Raw genomic sequence first — 18,987 nt, 5'->3', positions numbered from 1 at the left:
ATATCCCGCGGAGGTCTGGAGGCAGAGCCTCCAGTCAACAGACGCTTCAGGCGCTGACCTACAGTAATTCCGCGACAGACCCCTCAAGCGCCATTTCTTCACGTAGCCGCGCCCGCGCACGGCCCAACCGCGACATCACGGTGCCGCGCGGCACGCCCAACCGATCGGCAAGCACGCGCGGGCTGGTCTCTCCCGCCATCACAAGCCGCATGATTGCCGCTTGCTCTTCAGGCAGTCTTTTGATCGCGGTCAGCAATTCGGTGCAGGCAATGCGCGATGGGGCCAGCGGCACCGTTTGTGCCATATCATCGGTCAGTTCTTCGGTGGGGCGGCGGCCACGCCAGCGGGCGCGGGCAAGGTTATGCAGCAAGACCATTGCATAATGCTCGGGCCGCAGGACTTCTTCAGGACCAGCCATCACCTGCCACAGACGTAATATCGTTTCTTGTGCCATGTCTTCAGCTTCATCCGCACTGGGGGCAAGCCTGCGCGCGCGGCGCAGAAGTTTGGGGCGCAATTGCGCGACATCAGCAATAGCAGTCATCGAAACCTCCCTCGGTTGACGGAGACAACATGACAGGTCCGGCACTTTCAATCAGCGCGAGAATTTCCGCCGATGGGCCTCATCCACTCTTTTTGGGCGGGCACTGGCTCACGCCCGCCGCCCGGATCGGCAAGCCTCCGCGTGTCTGGGGTAGAGCAGGGATGCAATCCCGGTTTCGCGCATCTGACAGGGGGAAGGCAGCAAAGCCTTTGAGCAAAACCTCGAAAGGGAGTATCCAAATGACCAAGACTTTCAAAATGACCGCAGTCGCCATCACAACCCTCTGCCTGCCTGCCTATGCCATGGGCGCGGGTGCCGCAGAAGTGGACGCCAACGGCGATGGCATTCTCAGCGTTGCTGAAGTTCAGGCCGTCTATCCTGATATGACTACGGACCAGTTCTCGGCGATGGATCTTAATGCCGACGGATCGCTGGACGATGGCGAAGTGCAGGCCGCGCAAGAGGCAGGGTTAATGCCCGCTGCAAACAAAGGTTAAGCGGCAAAGGGTCTTGCCCGGACCCTATGCAGCACCAAGGCCCGGCAGTTCTCTCTGTCGGGCCTTCTTGTGCCGCAAAATACGTTATGCCGGTAAGTGAATGTTGAAACGCGCGCGCAGCGCCTGGTCCAGCTTTGGGTCAAAGCGGGCGCGCGCGTGATCCGACAGGATTGCCTCTTTGCGTGCCGTGGCGTTCGCGATGAGGTCGGGCTTGCCGATCTCCTCCCATTCCTTGGGTGAGGACCGATTTGCCAGATCGGGATAGACATGGTCGCTCTCCATCCGGCTCAGCGTTTGTTCAGTGCCGAGATAATGCCCCGGTCCACCCATGCAGACGTGCCGGATCTGATCAACGGCCAGCGTTTCCTCGTTCACCTCAATCCCCCGCACACAGCGCATGGCCTGTCCGATCAGATCGTTCCCCAGAATGAGCGACTCGTGGCAAAAGCCCAAAAGGGAGGCATGCATCCCCGCCGCTTCGTAGATCATGTTGCAGCCTGACAGTCCGGCCATGACGTTCGAGCACATCTGCTCCCATCCGGCCTGCATATCGGGCATCTTGGCATCGGCAATGCCGCCCGCCGCACCTCCAGGCAGGTCGTAGAACCGATGCATCTGTGCACAGCCCGAAGACAGCAGCGCCTGTTCGCCGGAACCGCCGGTCATCGCGCCTGTGCGCAGGTCCAGACCAAAGGGCCATGTGCCAAAAATTACCGGATGGCCGGGTTTGACCGCTTGCACATATACCAGACCCGCCAGACATTCAGCCACGGCCTGCACGATGGCACCTGCGACAGTCGATGGAGCCGTTGCCCCGGCCATCCCAGCCGACAGCAGCAAAACAGGGATGCCGCCCTCGATGCAGGCCTCCATCACCTGACAGGATTCTGTGGCGAATTTCATTGGCGGCACGACAAAGCAATTGGAGTTCGAAATGAAAGGCCGTTCGCGCCATTTTTCTTCACCACCTGCGATCATGTGCAGCATCTCCAGCGCGTCCTTGACGTAAGATGGATCGGTGAAAGACAGGCCGATGTGTTTCATCGTGCCGGTACAGCAGGCATAGATCGAATTGAGGTCCATCTCGCGGTTGTCAGGGATGTCGCGGCAGACCATGGGCCGTTGCAGGAAATGGATGTTGTCCAGCCGGTCTGCAATCCGGGCCGCATCGTGCAGATCCTGCACGCCACATTCGCGGTAGCTGTTGTCTGCGACGTCTACCAGATGCACAGCCGCGCCAGCAGTGCCGTAATGCACCCGGCTGCCGGACAGGTCCAGGTCATATGCAGGGTCGCGGGCGCACAGCGTGACGGAGCGGTTGGCACGCGCAATCGTGTCTTCCACCAGCGCGCTGGGAAAGCGGATGCGGCCGTCCGTGCCTTGAACGGCCCCTGCGCCTGTCAGATACGCCACACCAGAAGGTGGCGCATCAGCCAAGCCGATGGTTTCCAGCGCTTCAAGGGCGGCAGTATGGATCGCCTGCACATCTATATCGCTCAGAGGATTGAAGCGACCGCCGGTCATGCCTGGGCGGATAGGCCGCATATGATCGGCAAGGGGGGCGGCACGGGCCGCGCGCCGGGCGGCACGGCCACCGCTGCGGATTGGGGTTTGATCTGTCATGGGTCGGATCCGGTTCAAAATTGAAAATAGAAAAAGTGCGGTTTCAAAGCCGTTCCGGTCTGCCCCGTGCCGCAAGACCTCGGTCCGCGCCAATCGTGCGGCTGACCCTTCGAATGATGCAGATGTCTGGCGTCATCAAGTGTTCCTTTGGTTCCATAGTGTCGGGCAGATAGGGTCCGTTCTGTTCCATTTACGCCACGGTCGTCTGTTTGCGACGGATGCAAGTGCAGCAAAACAAGGGCTTTTCGCGCTTTGATGTCGGCTGGTTCCTGCCGATTAAATGATGGCTTCGCAAAAATTGGCCCATCGAAAACTCGATCCCTTTGCATTCGGAACCTAATACCTATCTCTCGCATTACTTCGCTATGAGGGCCGCACATCGCAGTGCTGCCCGACAGTCAAATGGTAAAAACAGGAGCAGACCTTATGACACATTACAAAACACTCACCGCCCTTGGCGTGATTGCAACAACATCCTTTGGCGGTGCCGTATATGCGGGCAGCCTGGCTGATCCAGTTGTAGAAACACCGGTCATTGAGCCTGCCCCGATGGTGGTAAGCGGTGATTGGACCGGCTTCTACACTGGTCTGCAGTTGGGCTATGCTGACGTAGACGGTCCCGATGATCTGGACGGTGACAACGGCAGCTACGGTTTCCACGCCGGTTATGACTATGATTTCGGTGATTGGGTCGTCGGCGGTGAAGTCGACTATGACAAAACAGACGTCGAATTGAATGACGGTCTGGCAGAGCTTGAATCTGTTGCTCGCTTGAAACTGAAAGGCGGCTACGACCTCGGCAACACACTGGTCTACGCAACAGCAGGCTATGCAGCAGCAGAAGTCTCCGGTGACAGCGAAGACGGTGCATTTGCAGGTGTCGGCGTCTCTTACAAGATCTCTGACCGCTACATGGTCGGTGCCGAAGTACTGCACCACCAGTTCAACGACATCGGTGACGTGTCGGGTGCAGATGTGGATGCGACAACATTCAACGTGCGCGGTTCACTCCGCTTCTGATCTCCGCTTCGTTGAGATTAGACAACAAGGCCGTTGCGCAACAGCGCAGCGGCCTTTTTCTTTGGGTTCAGGCTTTCGTCTGAAGACCAGCGGCGAAGTCGCAAAGCGTCTTCACCGCCGCTTCGAACGCGGCATCATCGACCGTCATAGCAACGCGCAGATGACCCGCGGCGGCCTGTCCAAAGCTTTCGCCCGGCATTACGGCAATGTGGTGCGCATCAAGTAGGGCAAGCGCAAATTCCTCGCCGCTCATGCCGGTGCTGCGAATATCCAGCATCAGATACATGGCACCCTGCGCAGGCACAGCGCTCACAGCGTTCTGACCGGCCAACACTTTGTAAGCAAGGGCAAGGCGGCGGCGGAACGGCTCTGCAATTTCGGCTTCGAAGGCGTCGCCTTGGCGCAGTGCAAAGAGAGCAGCGTCCTGAATAAAGCCTGGCACGCCGTAGGTCGTATGGGTCGCGAGGTTGATCAGATCATCGATCATCGGCTCGGGGCCCACGATCCAGCCGATGCGCGAACCGGTCATAGCGTGGGATTTCGACATGGAACCGACAACCAGCGTCCGTTCGGCCATGTCAGGCAAGGCGCGGGGCGACAGGTGTTCGCCCTCCCAAACCTGGGTGTCGTAAACCTCGTCCGAGATCAGCCAAAGGTCGTGGTCTTTGCAGACCTCTGCGATGCCATCTAGTGTGGCGCGGGAATAGACAATCCCGGTCGGATTATTGGGCGTATTGATTAGCAGGCTTTTGGCACCTTCTGCTGCAGCAGCGATGTCGGCACTGCGCGGTTGAAAGGCATCTGCTGCATGGGCCTGCACACAGACCGGTTCGGCACCGGCACCCCGGATGGTACCGGGGTAGGTGGCATAGAACGGATCAATATAGAGCGCCCGGTCGCCAGGGTCGCAGGCTGCGATATGGCTGGCGAAAAGCGCGGATTGACCGCCCGGTGTGATCATCACGTTCTCCGGCTTTGTCTCAATACCAGTCCGCGCCTGTATCCGGGCCGCGACGGCCTCGCGCAGCGCCTGCACCCCCGGAATGGCGGCATAGCCAGTGTGCCCTGCCAGCGCTGCACGGTGCATGTCCTGAAGGATCGGGGCTGCGGTTCGGATGTCATGCTCCCCGATGGTCAGTTCGGTCACCGGCGTGCCAACAGCCATCATGGCACGGGCTTTGTTGAATACGTCCCATCCATCTGACCCACCGCCCAGAATGTTCCCAATCCGCTGTGATGCTTGCATGACCTTGCTCCTTACCAAATTGGGCGCAGGGGCGCAGAGCGACCTGCAATTGTCAATCAACTGTTGACCGCTCAGCCTTGGGCAGGCTACCAAAACGCCATGACCCAGATGATGTGTACGAATATTTGTCCCATTTCCGGCTGAGAATTATCTCGCGGGTCGTCCTTCATGTCGTTTTCATCCTGATAGATATGTGGCAAGCCCGCGCCAGCTTTGCGCAAGGAAGACGCCATGACGCCGATCAGACTGACCAACACAAAGACCCGCCGGAAAGAGGGTTTCACTCCGATTTCCAAGGATGATGTGCGGATGTATGTCTGTGGTCCGACAGTCTATGACCGGGCGCATCTGGGCAATGCGCGGCCTGTGATTGTGTTTGACGTGCTTTACCGTCTGTTGCGGCATGTCTATGGGCCGGATCACGTTACTTACGTGCGCAATTTCACCGATGTAGACGACCGCATCAACGAGACCGCGCAAAAGCGCAAGGCGGCCGGGGCGGAAGGCACGCTTGAACAGTTGATCTCAGAGCGCGCGGACGAGACGATCGCCTGGTATCACGAGGATATGGACGCCGTAGGGGCGCTGCGCCCCACGCAGGAACCCCGCGCCACGCAGTACATTGCCCAGATGATCGCCATGATCGAGCAGTTGATCGCATCGGGCCATGCCTATGCCGCTGAGGGTCACGCGCTTTTTGCTGTGGACAGCTACAAGGACTACGGCGCTTTGTCGGGCCGCACTGTTGACGACATGATCGCAGGTGCGCGGGTCGAGGTGGCCCCCTACAAGCGCAACCCTATGGATTTTGTCCTGTGGAAACCTTCGCCCGATGACTTGCCCGGCTGGGACAGCCCGTGGGGCAGAGGCCGCCCCGGTTGGCACATCGAATGCTCCGCCATGGCGCATGAGTTGCTTGGCACGGCCTTCGACATTCACGGCGGTGGCAACGATCTGACCTTTCCGCACCACGAGAATGAAATAGCGCAATCGACCTGCGCGGGGCACAGCTTTGCCAACGTCTGGTTGCACAACGAGATGTTGCAGGTCGAGGGCAAGAAGATGTCCAAATCACTCGGCAACTTTTTTACCGTGCGCGACCTGCTGGATCAGGGCGTGCCGGGCGAGGTGATGCGCTTTGTCATGCTCAGCACGCATTACCGCAAACCGATGGACTGGACCGAAAAGAAGCGCGAGGAGGCGGAAAAGACCCTGCGCAAATGGTATACGCAGGTGGCAGGTCTAGAGACCGGAACCCCGCCTGAAAGCGTTCTGACGCTTTTGGGCGATGATCTGAACACGCATGGGGTGTTGACGGAATGTCACCGCCTGAGTGCCGAGAATGACATCGCTGGCCTGCGCGGTTCACTGGCCTTGCTGGGGCTGCTGGACAGCAAGATTCCCGATTGGGCGGTGGAGCAGGCTTTCGATCTGACAGACGTTGAGGCCTTCCTGAGCGATGCGCGGGTGACAGCCATGGAGACCAAGGATTTCTCCGAAGTGGACCGGATCAAGACCGCGCTTATCGCGCTGGGCATTGAGGTGCAGATGAGCAAGGATGGCGTGAAGCTGACCGCGCCAGCTGGATTTGACCGCGCAGCGCTGGAGGGTGTGCTGTGAACGGGCCGCAACAAGTTCAGTCCTACCCCGCCGCCGGGAGGGATGTATGAGCAAAGAGCGCCTTTACCTCTATGACACAACTCTGCGTGACGGGCAGCAAACGCAAGGCGTGCAATTCTCGACCGAGGAAAAGCAGCAGATCGCGGTGGCGCTTGACCAACTCGGCGTGGACTACATTGAAGGCGGTTGGCCGGGGGCGAACCCTACCGATAATGCCTTTTTTGATGCGGCACCCGCAACCCGCGCCAAGCTGACCGCCTTTGGCATGACGAAACGCCCCGGCATTTCGGCGCAGAACGACGATGTGCTGGCTGCTGTGTTGAATGCGGGCACGGCGTCGGTCTGTATCGTGGGCAAGACCCATGAATTCCACGTCACCACTGCGCTGGGTATTACGCTGGAGGAAAACCTCACCCTGTTGCGCGAAAGCGTGGCGCATTTGGTGGCAAGCGGGCGCGAGGCGCTGTTTGATGCGGAGCATTTCTTTGACGGCTACAAGGCCAATCCTGAGTATACTCTGTCCTGCCTGAAAACTGTGTACGAGGCGGGCGCGCGCTGGATCGTGCTTTGCGACACCAACGGCGGGACGCTGCCTGCAGAGGTAGGCGCGATTACGGCTGAGGTGATTGCCGCAGGTATTCCCGGCGATCATCTGGGCATCCACACCCACGACGACACCGAAAATGCGGTCGCCTGCACGCTGGCGGCCATCGACGCAGGAGCGCGGCAGCTTCAAGGAACGCTGAACGGCTTGGGCGAACGCTGTGGCAATGCCAATCTGACAGCGCTGATCCCGATCCTGCTGCTGAAAGAACCCTATGCCAGCCGCTATGAAACCGGCATTACGCAAGACGCTCTGAAAGGGCTGACACGCACCAGCCGGATGCTGGATGAAATCCTCAATCGCGTGCCGCAGAAACAGGCGGGGTTCGTGGGCGCATCGGCTTTTGCGCATAAAGCCGGTCTGCATGCCAGCGCCATTGCCAAAGATCCCACAACCTATGAACACATCGACCCCGCCTTGGTCGGCAATGCCCGCATCATCCCGATGTCCAATCAGGCCGGACAGTCTAATCTGCGCAAACGCCTGACCGAAGCGGGGCTGGCAGTGGCCAAGGACGATCCGGCGCTGGGCGAGATTTTGCAGCGGGTCAAGGAACGCGAAGCGGAGGGCTATGCCTATGACACCGCGCAGGCGAGCTTTGAACTGCTGGCCCGCGAGGTGCTGGGGCAGTTAACCCAGTATTTCGAGGTCAAACGATACCGCGTCACCGTGGAGCGCCGCAAAAACAAATACGACCAGATGGTCAGTCTGTCCGAGGCGGTGGTCGTGGTCAAAGTCGATGGTGAAAAGCGCCAGTCCGTCAGCGAAAGCATGGACGAAGCAGGCAGTGACCGTGGCCCGGTGAACGCGCTGGCCAAGGCACTGGCCAAGGATCTTGGTCAGTATTCCGCGCTGATCGAGGACATGCGGCTGGTCGACTTCAAAGTGCGCATCACCCAAGGCGGCACCGAGGCCGTGACCCGCGTCATCATCGACAGCGAGGACGGGCAGGGGCAGCGCTGGTCCACCGTGGGCGTCAGTGCAAACATAGTCGACGCGAGCTTTGAGGCGCTGCTGGACGCAATCCGCTGGAAACTGATCCGCGACTTGAAGGGGCGTGAGCTGTGATCGGTAAAGTGCTCATATTCGTCGGGACTTCGATACTCGTCACGCTGCTTATTGCCGTGGGCCTGATCCTGTCGCAACGCCCCACCGATCTGCCGCCTGGCGACGGGCTTAATTTCACCGGCACGCTGGACACTGATCGCCCCGAACCCCAAGCGTTGAGCAGCGTTCGCATGCGTGATGGCTACGAGGTACAGGTGCGGTTCTACCCATCATTGCAAGACGATGCGCCGCTACTGGTCTTGGTGCATGGCTCCGGCTGGCACGGGATGCAATTTGACGGTCTGGCACGGCAACTCAGTGCGACTGCAGATGTGGTGGTGCCCGATCTGCGCGGTCATGGCACGCAGCCGGGACGGCGCGGCGACATCGACTATATCGACCAGTTCGAGGATGATCTGGCCGATCTGATCACGGCGCAAGCGAAACCGGGCCAAAAGGTTATCCTGGGAGGCCATTCATCAGGCGGCGGTCTGGTCGTTCGGTTTGCAGGCGGTGTGCATCGCGACCTGATTGACGGTGCGGTGCTGTTGGCACCGTTCCTCAAGCACAACGCGCCCACCATGCGGCCCGATGCGGGTGGCTGGTCCAACCCGCTGCTGCGCCGGATCATCGGACTTAGCATGCTGAACACCGTCAAGATCACGGCCCTGAACCACCTGACAATCATGCAGTTTCGGATGCCACAGGTGGTGCTGGACGGCCCCTTGGGCGATACGGCGACCACCCGCTATTCCTACCGCCTGAACACCGGCTTTGCCCCGCGCGGGGATTACCTCGGTGATGTAGCCAAACTGCCACCGTTCGTGCTGATTGCCGGTACTGCGGATGAAGCATTCGTTGCCACCGCATACGAGGCGAGCCTTTCCGGTGCCACCGACAAGGGCCAGTATGTGCTGGTCGACGGGGTCGGCCATCTCGATATCGTAAACGCGCCTGAAACAGCGGCGGTCATCGAAGGTTTTCTCAATGAGTTCTGATCCAATGGCCGCCTTTTTTACCTTACACAGCGATCTGCCCCGTGAGGGGCCGGGCGAGGCGGCGGATGTGGCTTGGGCGGCAAAGGTTGCGAACCTGTCACCCACCGCCCAGATCGCCGATGTGGCCTGTGGTCCGGGTGGCGATATTGCGGCACTGCTACAGGCGGCCCCGAAGGGCCATGTATCCGCATTGGATAAAACCGCATCCTTCGTGACAGCGGCGCGGCGCGACTGGCGCGAGGACGACCGCGTCACGCTGCTGCAAGCAGACATGGCGCGGATCATGAACAGCTACGATATGATCTGGTGCGCCGGCGCGGTCTATTTCATGGGCGTAGAACAGGCACTGCGCGCATGGCGGAAATCTCTGAAGCCGGGGGGCGTTGTTGCCTTTTCCGAAGTCTGCTGGTTCACCGATGCCCCCTCTGAACGACCAAAGGCGCTTTGGGAGGCGCAATACCCCGGCATGACCGATGCGGCAGGCATTGCAGCGCAGATCACTGCAGCAGGGTACGAGACAGTGGAAACGCGAATTCTGTCCGACGCAGCGTGGGAGGCGTATTTTCGGCCCATCGACGCGAGAATCGCGGCATTACGGCCGGGTGCCGATGCGGATCTGACTGCTGTACTGGATGAGGCCGAGGAAGAAGCGGCTTGCTGGCGGGCGCACCGCGATGAGTTCGGCTATTTGCTTAGCGTCGTGCGGCCAAGGTGAGCTTTGACGACAACATGAACGCCTGCGCAACCTTGGTCGAGCGGGCCGACCCGCTGCGCTTTCGCGCGGCAATGGCGGCACCTGTGGCCGCGCGGCGCGTGCTCTTTCCGCTTTATGCGTTCAATGTCGAAGTGGCCCGTGCGCCGTGGGTTACCCAAGAGCCGATGATCGCCGAGATGCGCCTGCAATGGTGGCGCGATGCCTGCGAGGAAATTACGCAAGGCGATCCGGTGCGCAAGCATGAGGTCACGGTGCCGCTGGCGTCGGTGATCGGCGCGGGCGATGCTATCTTGCTAGATGAACTTATCGCTGCAAGGCGTTGGGATATCTACAAAGATGCCTTTGAAGACGAGGGCCACTTTGCCCGCTATCTGAACCAGACCGCAGGGCACCTGACGTGGGTTGCGGCCCGCAATCTAGGCGAGGCGGATGAAGCCACGGTGCGCGCGGCGGCCTTTGCCAGCGGCGTGGCGGCATGGTTGCTGGCGATCCCCGAGCTTGAAGCGCGGGGCCGTGTGCCCTTGCTGGATGGGACACCGGCTGGCGTGGCCTCACTGGCGCTTGAAGGGCTGGCGCGGCTCACGCAGGCGCGGGCACAGCGCGGTTCTGTGTCACGCGCGGCAGGTGCGGCGCTGCTGCATGTGGGCGCGGCTCTGCCGGTTTTGAAACAAGCAGTGGCAGACCCTTCGGCTGTGGCAGAAGGACGGCTGATGGATCCGGTGGCGGCAGACCGTGTGCGGCTTGGATTTCGGGCGCTGACCGGGCGCTGGTAGGATCAGGACGTAGCCGTTCTGGGCCGCATCACAAGCCAGATCAGCGATCCACCCGCCAGCATCAGAAACGGGATCATCGCGATGTTCACCGCCGCCCAACCCGTTGCCGCATCCCCGCCTGCGCAGTTCATCAGCCCGCCTGAGGCAAGCGAGGCAAATGTGACGCCGCCAAAGACCAACAGATCGTTCAATCCCTGCATGCGGCCCCGTTCTTCGGGCGCATGGGCGCCGGCAAGCATGCTGGTCGCTCCGATAAAGCCAAAGTTCCAGCCGAGCCCGAGCAGTACCAAGGCGACATAGAAGTTCATCAAATCAACGTCTTGCAGCGCGACCAGTCCGGCCACAGCCAGAATGGCAATGCCCAGCCCCATGATCCGCTCAACCCCGAAGCGGGCGATGAGGTGGCCGGTGAAGAACGACGGCACATACATTGCCAGAACATGGCTGGTCACAATGTTGGAAGCATCGGCGACGGAAAACCCGCAGCCCACCACGGCTAAAGGCGTGGAGGTCATCACAAGGTTCATCAGCGCATAGGACACCATGGCGCAAATCACCGCGACTGCGATGCGCGGTGTGGTCAAAAGCTCCCACCGCGAGCGGCCCTTGGGGGCGTCTACCGCGGGGATCGGCGGCTTCGGGATATCGAGCAGGAAGAACAGCGCCATACCCACAAGGTTCAGCACCGCCGCCGCGACATAGACGGGGAAAAAGCGCATCACGGTGGCGTCTCCTCCCCCTGACAGCAAGGACACCATCTGCGGCCCGATCACAGCCGAGATCAATCCGCCCGCCATCACATAGGAAATCGCCTTGGGCCGGTAGGCATCCGACGCGGTATCAGAAGCCGCGAACCGGAAAAAACCCTGCGAAGACATATAGATGCCTGTCAGATAGCTGCCTAGCAGAAAGACCCAGAAGTTGGCGATGCTCAGGGCGTAGGCACAGATGATCGCCCCTGCAAGACCGCCTGCGGCCCCCATCAGAAAGCCTGCACGCCGCCCGTGGTTCTGCATCAGGGTCGAAAGCCAGGGCGCGGTCGTCATGGAGCCGAAGACGATCATCGAGATCGGCAGCGTGGCCAGACAGACATTGGGCGACAGCTGTTGCCCCGCCAGCCCGCCAATCACAAAATTCATGGGAAGTTGGCTGCCAAGAAACGCTTGGGCGGCGACCAGAACGGCTACGTTGCGCTTGGCGCGGCTGTCATCAATCATCGGGGTATCCTTCTTGGCGTCAGGGGTAGCGCCCCGTTTCGAAAGGAGCAAGCCCCCGATGCGCATGCGGGGTTGTGGTCGGGGAAAGGGTGCCTAAAGTCGGGTGGATGACGCAGCAGGCAGATGTTCTTTTGTTGGCAGGCAGTGCAGAGGCACGCCAGATTGCGCAGGCCCTGCAGGGTCTGGGTCACCGCGTTCACGCGCTGCTGTCAGAGCCGCCGCGCGGGGCCAACCCGATGCCGGTCCCCTTCGAGGTTTGCGCGGAAGTAACGGAGGACAGAGTGGCACAGGCAATGGCGGGGGTAAGCGCCGTGATCGATGCGAGCCACGGCTTTGATGCGGCGTTGACGCATGCGGGCTATGCCGCCGCGATACGGCTGGTTCGGCCTTTTATAAGCCTGTCACGCCCCACCTGGGATTTGGGCGAAAACCCGAACTGGGTTTCGGCTGCAACTGTGCGGGCGGCCATGACTTTGATCGCGCCCGGGGCGCGGGTGTTCTCTGCTACGGGCTGGGCCAGTCTGCCGGAATGTGCTGCGTTTCCCGGCGCTTGTCTGATGCTGCGCCAGACCGTGCCGCATGACCGCCCCGCGCCCTATGACTTTGTCGAACTGGTGTTCGGAGACCCGCCCTTTACCGTTGAGACAGAAGTCGCGCTCTTTAAAGCGCGGAAGGTGGATACGCTCATCGCGCGGAATCTGGGCGGTAAACCAAGCCGGCCCAAGCTTGACGCCGCGGCTGCACTTGGTCTGCGGGTGATTTTGATCGACCGACCGCCGTTGCCGCCAGGATTGAAGGTCGTCTCGTCCGTTCAGGACGCTTTGGACTGGGTGGCACAGCTTTGAGCGACGCGTCTCATCTGATCCGCACGCAGGACGATTTGGCCGAAGGTGCTGCATGGTTGGCGCGGACGGAGCCGCGTTTTGCCCCCGTGCTCGCACAGACAGGCCCGCTGCCGCTGCGTCTGAAACCGGGGGGCTTTGCGGGGTTGCTGGACATCATCATCAGCCAGCAGGTCAGTGTGGCGTCGGCAGATGCGATCAGGGCGCGTCTGGCGCAGCAAGGATTGCGCGATGAGGATGCCGTGCGCGCGGCAGGGGACGATGGACTGCGTGCGGCTGGGCTAAGTCGGCACAAGGCACGCTATGCGTTGCTGTTGGCCAATGCCGAAGTTGAATACGAAGCACTGCAAGGGCTTGAGAATACCGAGGTATATGACCGGTTAACGGCGCTCACGGGGATCGGCCCGTGGACAGCGCAAATCTATATCATGTTCTGTTTGGGGCGGGCGGATATGTTCCCGCCCGGTGATCTGGCGTTGCAGGTGGCGGCTCAATCGCTGCTCGGGCTAAAGCAACGGCCCAAGCCTGATGAACTGGCAAAGCTGGCCGCCGACTGGACGCCGTGGCGGTCGGTTGCGGCCCGTGCACTCTTTGCCTACTACCGTATTTTGAAAAACAGGGAAGGTTTGGGATGACACGGGTACTGAATGCAGATCGCCGCGCGGCGAAATCGGGCGAAACGCACTCTATCGTGGTCTTTTTGCATGGCTACGGGGCGAATGGTGCCGATCTGCTTGGTTTGGCCGATCCTCTGGCCGAACATTTGCCCGATACGATGTTCGTGGCCCCCGATGCGCCCGAAAACGTGCCGGGCATGCCCAACGGCTATCAGTGGTTTCCGATCCCCTGGATTGACGGGTCTTCGGAGGAGGAATCCATGCGTGGCATGGATCAGGCGGTGGCCGATCTGAACGCCTTTCTCGATGCATTGATGGTGGATGAAGATGTGTTGCCCGAACAGGTCGTGTTGTTCGGCTTTTCCCAAGGCACGATGATGGCGCTGCATGTGGCCCCACGCCGCGAAGATTCGGTGGCCGGAATCGTCGCCTTTTCGGGACGGCTGTTGTCACCCGAAACGCTGGCCGAAGAAGCCGTGGTGCGTCCGCCCGTCCTGTTGGTGCATGGAGATCAGGATGATGTGGTGCCGCCACAATCCCTGCCCGAAGCCGCAGAAGCCCTGCAAGAAGCCGGCTGGCAGGATGTCTTTGCCCATATCATGAAAGGCACGGCGCATGGCATCGCCCCCGACGGGTTAAGCGTGGCGCTGGCCTTTATGCGCGACAAGCTCAGCCTGTAACAGCGCTGTCATATTAAGCGCCTATTCTTGGCCGCGACATCTTGTGGCACGCAAAGACTTGCCAGAGCAAAACCACGAGATATAGTCGCATTGAACGGGCAGGGGTGCGCAGTATATGGACGGCGATTTCAGAACCGAATTTACCCGACAGCCGGGGGCGCTGAAGCATCGGCCGGCCTTGGTGCTCAATGCCGATTACCGGCCGCTGAGTTACTACCCTCTGTCGCTTTGGCCCTGGCAGGATGCGATCAAGGCGAAGTGGCTGGACCGGGTCGATATCGTGGCGGAATACGATGACTATGTGCATAGTCCGACCGTGGCGCTTAAAATCCCTTCGGTCGTTGTCCTCAAAGATTATGTCAAACCTCAAAAGCGCGTGGCCTTCACGCGCTTTAATTTATTTCTGAGGGACGAATTCCGCTGCCAGTATTGCGGGGCGAAAGGGGATCTGACCTTTGATCATGTGGTGCCTCGGGCGAATGGCGGTGTGACGTCCTGGCAGAATGTGGTGGCGGCCTGTTCACCCTGTAACTTGCGCAAAGGATCAAAGGCGCTGCACCAGACGGGGCTGCATCTGCGCAAATCCCCGCGCCAACCCGGTGCGGAAGAACTGCGCAATATGGGGCGCAAATTCCCGCCGAACCACCTGCACGAAAGCTGGATGGACTTCCTGTACTGGGACGCAGAACTCGAAGCATAGATCCGGGTCGGTAGGGACCAGGGCGTTCCGCTAAGGGCACGCGTTCCGACTCCATACTGAGTATCGCTTGACCTATTGTCGGCAGGTCTGCTCGCTTAAAAGTCGAGCTCGACCCAGACCGGAACGTGATCCGAAGGTTTCTCGCCGCCCCGCACGTCCTTGTCGATCTGACAGTCGCGCAAGAAGTCAGCGCATGTGGGACTGAGCAGGAAATGATCAATGCGGATGCCATTGTTGCGATTCCAGGCGCCGGCCTGATAATCCCAGAAGCTGTAATGACCGGGCCCCTGGGTGCGGGCGCGGAAGGCTTCGGTCAGGCCGATGTTCAGCAGTTTGCGCCAGGCCGCGCGCGCCTCGGGGCGGAACAGCGCGTCTTCGCGCCAAGCATCCGGTGTTGCGGCATCTTCGGCCTGGGGGATGATGTTGTAATCGCCCGCCATGAGAAATGGCGTTTCTTCGGCAAGCAGCGCCGTGGCGCGGGCGTGCAGACGCTCCATCCACGCGAGTTTGTAGTCGAATTTTGGTCCGGGGGCCGGGTTGCCATTGGGCAGGTAAAGGCCGCAGATGCGCAGCGCATTCTGCTTGCCCATCACGGTAGCCTCGATCCAGCGGGCCTGTTCGTCATCTGCGTCGCCGGGCAGGCCACGGCTGACATCTTCCAGCGGGTGTTTGGACAGGATCGCCACACCATTGAAGGATTTCTGACCGTGGGTTTCAACATTATAGCCGCGGTCCTCGAAAACCTCGCGCGGGAAGGCTTCATCAACCGACTTGATTTCCTGAAGCAAAACCACATCCGGCTGCGCGGTGTCGAGCCAGTTTGGAAGGGCTTCGATCCTGGCTTTGATGCCGTTGATGTTGAAGGTCGCAATCTTCATTTTTCGGGCCCTTTTATGCTTTGTCACGCTATGGCGGATATGCGGCGGAGGGGCAAGAAGGCGCTGCCGCATAGGGCGATTCGATTCGAAAAATTCAACTAAAGGGTGGTATTTGGCGGGTCATTGACCGTTCTAACCGTAAAAATCCGCATGTGGGTAAGAAAAATTTCCGCCTGTGGACAGCTTCGGTTCAAGTGAAAAGTCACCCGCTTGTTACGGCCTTCTTATGTGCACAAATCGCGCTCAAATTCGGCTTCTGAAATTAGGGAGTTTTCAATTCATTTTTAGCGGGCAATCGTGATGGTCATGCAACTTTTGATTGCATTCAGACTTGTTTGAAAAGGAAACTGACAATGATCGCACTTGCACTGACACCTGCTTCCGAAGTCTCTCTCACAACCAGCATCGAGAATGGTGCCGGCCTTGAAATGTTCAGCTCAGGCTCCATCGCGGCGGGCACTGACATGATGGCCGGAGACGCCATCGAGATGTTCAGTTCCGGCTCTGCGCCGACTGCATGTGACATGGCTGCGGGTGATGCCGTGGAGATGTTCACAACATCTGTGCTGAGCACGACATCAGAAGTCGCAGCAGGCGACCGGACCGAGTTGTTCACAACATCCGTGTGATCCACCGCGAAGGTCCGGTACACCGCCGGACCTTCGACTTTGCCGCTCCATCGCGAGGTTCTTTAATGTCCAATGTGATCTCTTTCCCCCAGCCGTCCGCGCTGCAAGACCCCGCCGGAAGCGTTAGCCTGCTGATCGACGCTGTGGCAAACCGGCGGCACGCCCCGGATGATGTGTTCTGGCTGAAAGAGAACGCCGAGCTTTTGGGCGTTCTGGCTGCGACCGGCCAAATCCTTAATCCGGAAACGCTGGCTGTCTATGCCGACTTCTACGCCCAGATCGAAGAAAAGCTGCGGTTTTTCCCACAGTATTACAGGTTTTTCCTGTCGATCTGTCTGGATCTCGAAGACCTTGGTATGGGCGCGAACAAAGGTGCTGCCTTGTGCCGTTGGGTCGCGCAGGCAGGTTTGCCGGAGGCTGAGCTTTCGGATTTGCAGCGGGCAGAAGCGCAATATTTGCTGTCCCGCAGGGGGGCTGTTTTGCCCTTGGGCCAGAGTGCGTTAGACACCAGATTGCGGGCCTTTACCGAGCGCGCTGAAACCTTTGCGCTGCCCAATAAAAAGGCCGCCTATGAGCTTACTCATATCGTATTCTACCTGTCAGGGTATGGGCGTTATGATCCCCAGTTAAGCGATGCGGCGCTGAACAGTCTCGAGTTTGCCGGGGTCCTGGCCTATCTGGATCAGAATATTGATTTGCTGGCCGAGATTTGCACAGCCCTGACCTTTGCAGGCAAGACACCCAGTGCGGTTTGGACCGACGCGGTCGCGCGGGTGCATCACGCAATCACCCTGACCGGACAGGCAGATGCGGCCCGCGCGGTGGATGGATACCACCTTTTTCTGGTATCTGGCTGGGCGCAATTGGTGCGGGGCACCAAGGTATTTGACCAAAATGTACCGGAAAACTACATGCTGCATTTCGCGATGCCGCAAGTCTTGGCTGGCGCTCTGCGGCCTTTGTCGACGTGTCTTTTCGACCTTGGCAAACAACGATCTGCCGATTGGGGCGGGATGCGGGGCCGGGTGATTGCTCAGATGCCCCAACACAGCCGCGAAGTTTTACAGGCGGCAGAGCAATCTACCGACAAATTCGACGCATTTTTCGAAGGGTTCGCCCGCGCGGGCATGACGCGTGGTGTGCAGTCAGGCTGACGCCCGGCCTACATGGAGAAAGACGTACCGCAGCCGCAGGCAGAAGTCGCGTTGGGGTTTTCGATCACGAACCGCGCGCCGATCAGCTCTTCGGAAAAGTCGATCACCGCGTTGGTCAGGAACGGCAGGGATATGGCATCGACCACAACCCGCTGCCCCGCGCCTTCCAGCACCAGATCGTCGTCCTTGGGTGTATCGAGGTCAATCTCGTACTGAAATCCCGAACATCCGCCCCCTTCAACCGCGACGCGCAGGGCCTTGCCCTGATCGGCGGCACCGATTTCGGCAAGGCGCTCAAACGCACGGGGGGTGACTTGGGGGGGCAGGTTCATGGCAGTGCTCCGAAGGGTCTGTTTTCATCGCGGCGTGACTACAATATAGAAGTCCCAAGGACAGGCCACAAGGACCAGCCGCAATGCGCGCTTCATATGCCTCTGATCCTGCCCGTGCCCGGGGACGGCGCGTGTGGGAAGAGGAAAGTACCTTTCGCTCCTGCTATCAGCGGGACCGGGACAGGATTATCCATGCCAGCGCCTTTCGGCGGCTGAAACATAAGACGCAGGTCTTTGTGGAACACGAGGGCGATTATTACCGCACGCGGCTCACCCATTCGATTGAGGTTGCGCAGGTGGCGCGCACAATCGCCGGGGCTTTGGGCCTGAACGGAGAGCTGACAGAAGCCGTCGCTTTGGCGCATGATCTGGGCCACACGCCTTTTGGTCATACTGGAGAGGATGCGCTGCATGCCATGATGCAGCCCTACGGCGGGTTCGATCACAACGCACAGGCGCTGCGGATCGTGACCTCGCTTGAGCGGCATTATGCGGCTTTTGACGGGTTGAACCTGACCTGGGACACGCTGGAAGGCATCGCCAAACACAACGGCCCGGTGACGGGCGACTTGCCCTATGCGCTAGAGGAATATGACGCAGCGCATGATCTCGAACTGCACACCCATGCGAGTGCAGAAGCGCAAGTGGCGGCATTGTCCGATGACATTGCCTATAACAATCACGATCTGCACGATGGGCTGCGGGCGGGGCTGTTTACCGATGCCGACATCATGGATCTGCCTTTGGTGGGTGCGGCCTATATGCAGGTGGATACGCTCTATCCCGATACTGACAGCTACCGCCGCCGGCATGAGGCTTTGCGGCGGGTCTTTGGTGTGATGGTCGCGGATGTGATCGACACCTCGCGGGCATTGCTTGAGGGTTCAGGGGCGGCATCAGCCGAGGACATCCGCCATCTGGGGCGGCCTGTGATCGCCTTTTCCGACCAGATGTGGCGAGATATCCGCGAGATCAGGGCGTTTTTGTTCAAACACATGTATCGCGCCCCGTCGGTCATGGAAAAGCGGGCCGAGGTGACACAGATTGTCGAAGACCTGTTTCCGCTGTTCTTGGAAAACCCGGATATGCTGCCCCGCCATTGGGCGCGCGAGATCGAGCAGGCGGCACAAGACAGGACCACACTGGCGCGGATGGTCTGTGACTATATCGCCGGAATGACGGACCGTTTTGCCTATGCAGAGCATGCACGGCTGATCGGCTAGACTGGTCCGCGCCTTCAGGTCTGCATGC

The 18,987-nt window shown here is 59.9% G+C and carries 20 protein-coding genes; 14 read left to right on the top strand and 6 right to left on the bottom strand.

Annotated elements, in window-relative coordinates; all coding sequences use genetic code 11:
* Positions 1-58: 58 nt before the first annotated feature.
* Positions 59-544: an RNA polymerase sigma factor gene (locus tag Z945_RS20150; protein WP_025053205.1), complete on the bottom strand. Its 486-nt coding sequence runs from the start codon at positions 542-544 to the stop codon at positions 59-61.
* Between the two features lie 239 nt (positions 545-783).
* On the opposite strand from Z945_RS20150, the gene Z945_RS0116525 reads away from it, so the two are divergent.
* On the top strand, positions 784-1,041 hold the full coding sequence (locus Z945_RS0116525; protein ID WP_025053204.1) for an EF-hand domain-containing protein: 258 nt from the start codon (positions 784-786) through the stop codon (positions 1,039-1,041).
* Positions 1,042-1,125: 84 nt separating this feature from the next.
* Here Z945_RS0116525 and Z945_RS0116520 read toward each other — a convergent pair whose 3' ends face one another.
* Entirely contained in the window at positions 1,126-2,664 is a 1,539-nt protein-coding gene (locus tag Z945_RS0116520) for a trimethylamine methyltransferase family protein (protein ID WP_025053203.1), read from the bottom strand.
* Between the two features lie 426 nt (positions 2,665-3,090).
* On the opposite strand from Z945_RS0116520, the gene Z945_RS0116515 reads away from it, so the two are divergent.
* A complete protein-coding gene (locus tag Z945_RS0116515; RefSeq protein WP_025053202.1) occupies positions 3,091-3,684 on the top strand; it encodes an outer membrane protein in 594 nt (197 codons plus the stop codon).
* Positions 3,685-3,751: 67 nt separating this feature from the next.
* On the opposite strand, the gene Z945_RS0116510 is transcribed toward Z945_RS0116515, so the two are convergent.
* Positions 3,752-4,930, bottom strand: a complete 1,179-nt coding sequence (locus Z945_RS0116510; RefSeq protein WP_025053201.1) for a pyridoxal phosphate-dependent aminotransferase — start codon at positions 4,928-4,930, stop codon at positions 3,752-3,754.
* A 231-nt stretch (positions 4,931-5,161) separates the two neighbouring features.
* Between Z945_RS0116510 and cysS the strand changes: the two genes are divergently transcribed.
* Genes cysS through Z945_RS0116480 form a run of 5 tightly spaced genes read left to right on the top strand, consistent with a single transcriptional unit; the run spans position 5,162 to position 10,687 of the window.
* Positions 5,162-6,550: a cysteine--tRNA ligase gene (gene cysS / locus Z945_RS0116500; protein ID WP_025053200.1), complete on the top strand. Its 1,389-nt coding sequence runs from the start codon at positions 5,162-5,164 to the stop codon at positions 6,548-6,550.
* 46 nt (positions 6,551-6,596) lie between these two features.
* Positions 6,597-8,222 carry a citramalate synthase gene (cimA, locus tag Z945_RS0116495; protein WP_025053199.1) on the top strand — a complete coding sequence of 542 codons (1,626 nt, stop codon included), beginning with the start codon at positions 6,597-6,599 and terminating at the stop codon, positions 8,220-8,222.
* Entirely contained in the window at positions 8,219-9,199 is a 981-nt protein-coding gene (locus Z945_RS0116490; protein ID WP_025053198.1) for an alpha/beta hydrolase, read from the top strand. The genes cimA and Z945_RS0116490 overlap by 4 nt, the downstream gene beginning before the upstream one ends.
* Entirely contained in the window at positions 9,189-9,914 is a 726-nt protein-coding gene (locus Z945_RS0116485; RefSeq protein WP_025053197.1) for a class I SAM-dependent methyltransferase, read from the top strand. Before Z945_RS0116490 ends, Z945_RS0116485 begins: the two co-directional genes overlap by 11 nt.
* Positions 9,911-10,687, top strand: a complete 777-nt coding sequence (locus tag Z945_RS0116480) for a squalene/phytoene synthase family protein (protein WP_025053196.1) — start codon at positions 9,911-9,913, stop codon at positions 10,685-10,687. Before Z945_RS0116485 ends, Z945_RS0116480 begins: the two co-directional genes overlap by 4 nt.
* Before the next feature lie 2 nt (positions 10,688-10,689).
* Here Z945_RS0116480 and Z945_RS0116475 read toward each other — a convergent pair whose 3' ends face one another.
* Positions 10,690-11,904: an MFS transporter gene (locus Z945_RS0116475; protein WP_025053195.1), complete on the bottom strand. Its 1,215-nt coding sequence runs from the start codon at positions 11,902-11,904 to the stop codon at positions 10,690-10,692.
* A 107-nt stretch (positions 11,905-12,011) separates the two neighbouring features.
* Here Z945_RS0116475 and Z945_RS0116470 point away from each other — a divergent pair, with 107 nt between their 5' ends.
* The 4 genes from Z945_RS0116470 (at position 12,012) to Z945_RS0116455 (ending at position 14,743) form a co-directional block, all read left to right on the top strand.
* Positions 12,012-12,749 carry a precorrin-6A/cobalt-precorrin-6A reductase gene (locus tag Z945_RS0116470; protein ID WP_025053194.1) on the top strand — a complete coding sequence of 246 codons (738 nt, stop codon included), beginning with the start codon at positions 12,012-12,014 and terminating at the stop codon, positions 12,747-12,749.
* Positions 12,746-13,381: a DNA-3-methyladenine glycosylase family protein gene (locus tag Z945_RS0116465; RefSeq protein ID WP_241434518.1), complete on the top strand. Its 636-nt coding sequence runs from the start codon at positions 12,746-12,748 to the stop codon at positions 13,379-13,381. The genes Z945_RS0116470 and Z945_RS0116465 overlap by 4 nt, the downstream gene beginning before the upstream one ends.
* Entirely contained in the window at positions 13,378-14,043 is a 666-nt protein-coding gene (locus Z945_RS0116460) for an alpha/beta hydrolase (protein WP_025053192.1), read from the top strand. The genes Z945_RS0116465 and Z945_RS0116460 overlap by 4 nt, the downstream gene beginning before the upstream one ends.
* 115 nt (positions 14,044-14,158) lie before the next feature.
* Positions 14,159-14,743, top strand: coding sequence for an HNH endonuclease (locus tag Z945_RS0116455; protein WP_025053191.1), 585 nt, complete (start codon positions 14,159-14,161; stop codon positions 14,741-14,743).
* 95 nt (positions 14,744-14,838) lie between these two features.
* Here the strand turns inward: Z945_RS0116455 and xth are convergent, their stop codons facing one another.
* Positions 14,839-15,621 (bottom strand): exodeoxyribonuclease III, encoded by a 783-nt coding sequence (xth, locus tag Z945_RS0116450; protein ID WP_025053190.1) that lies wholly within the window; start codon positions 15,619-15,621, stop codon positions 14,839-14,841.
* Between the two features lie 353 nt (positions 15,622-15,974).
* Here xth and Z945_RS0116445 point away from each other — a divergent pair, with 353 nt between their 5' ends.
* Positions 15,975-16,250 carry a DUF6749 family protein gene (locus Z945_RS0116445; protein WP_025053189.1) on the top strand — a complete coding sequence of 92 codons (276 nt, stop codon included), beginning with the start codon at positions 15,975-15,977 and terminating at the stop codon, positions 16,248-16,250.
* Positions 16,251-16,315: 65 nt separating this feature from the next.
* Complete coding sequence (locus Z945_RS0116440; RefSeq protein WP_025053188.1) at positions 16,316-17,404, top strand: DUF6902 family protein; 1,089 nt, start codon at positions 16,316-16,318, stop codon at positions 17,402-17,404.
* 8 nt (positions 17,405-17,412) lie between these two features.
* Here Z945_RS0116440 and Z945_RS0116435 read toward each other — a convergent pair whose 3' ends face one another.
* Positions 17,413-17,736 (bottom strand): HesB/IscA family protein, encoded by a 324-nt coding sequence (locus Z945_RS0116435; protein ID WP_025053187.1) that lies wholly within the window; start codon positions 17,734-17,736, stop codon positions 17,413-17,415.
* An 83-nt stretch (positions 17,737-17,819) separates the two neighbouring features.
* Between Z945_RS0116435 and Z945_RS19790 the strand changes: the two genes are divergently transcribed.
* Complete coding sequence (locus Z945_RS19790) at positions 17,820-18,959, top strand: deoxyguanosinetriphosphate triphosphohydrolase (RefSeq protein ID WP_037971118.1); 1,140 nt, start codon at positions 17,820-17,822, stop codon at positions 18,957-18,959.
* The last annotated feature ends 28 nt before the right edge of the window (positions 18,960-18,987 follow it).

Origin of the sequence: Sulfitobacter noctilucae (assembly GCF_000622365.1) — a bacterium.
Taxonomy (GTDB): domain Bacteria; phylum Pseudomonadota; class Alphaproteobacteria; order Rhodobacterales; family Rhodobacteraceae; genus Sulfitobacter; species Sulfitobacter noctilucae.
The sequence above is the reverse complement of the archived record's forward strand: the minus strand, read 5'-3'. Positions and strand labels throughout refer to the sequence as shown.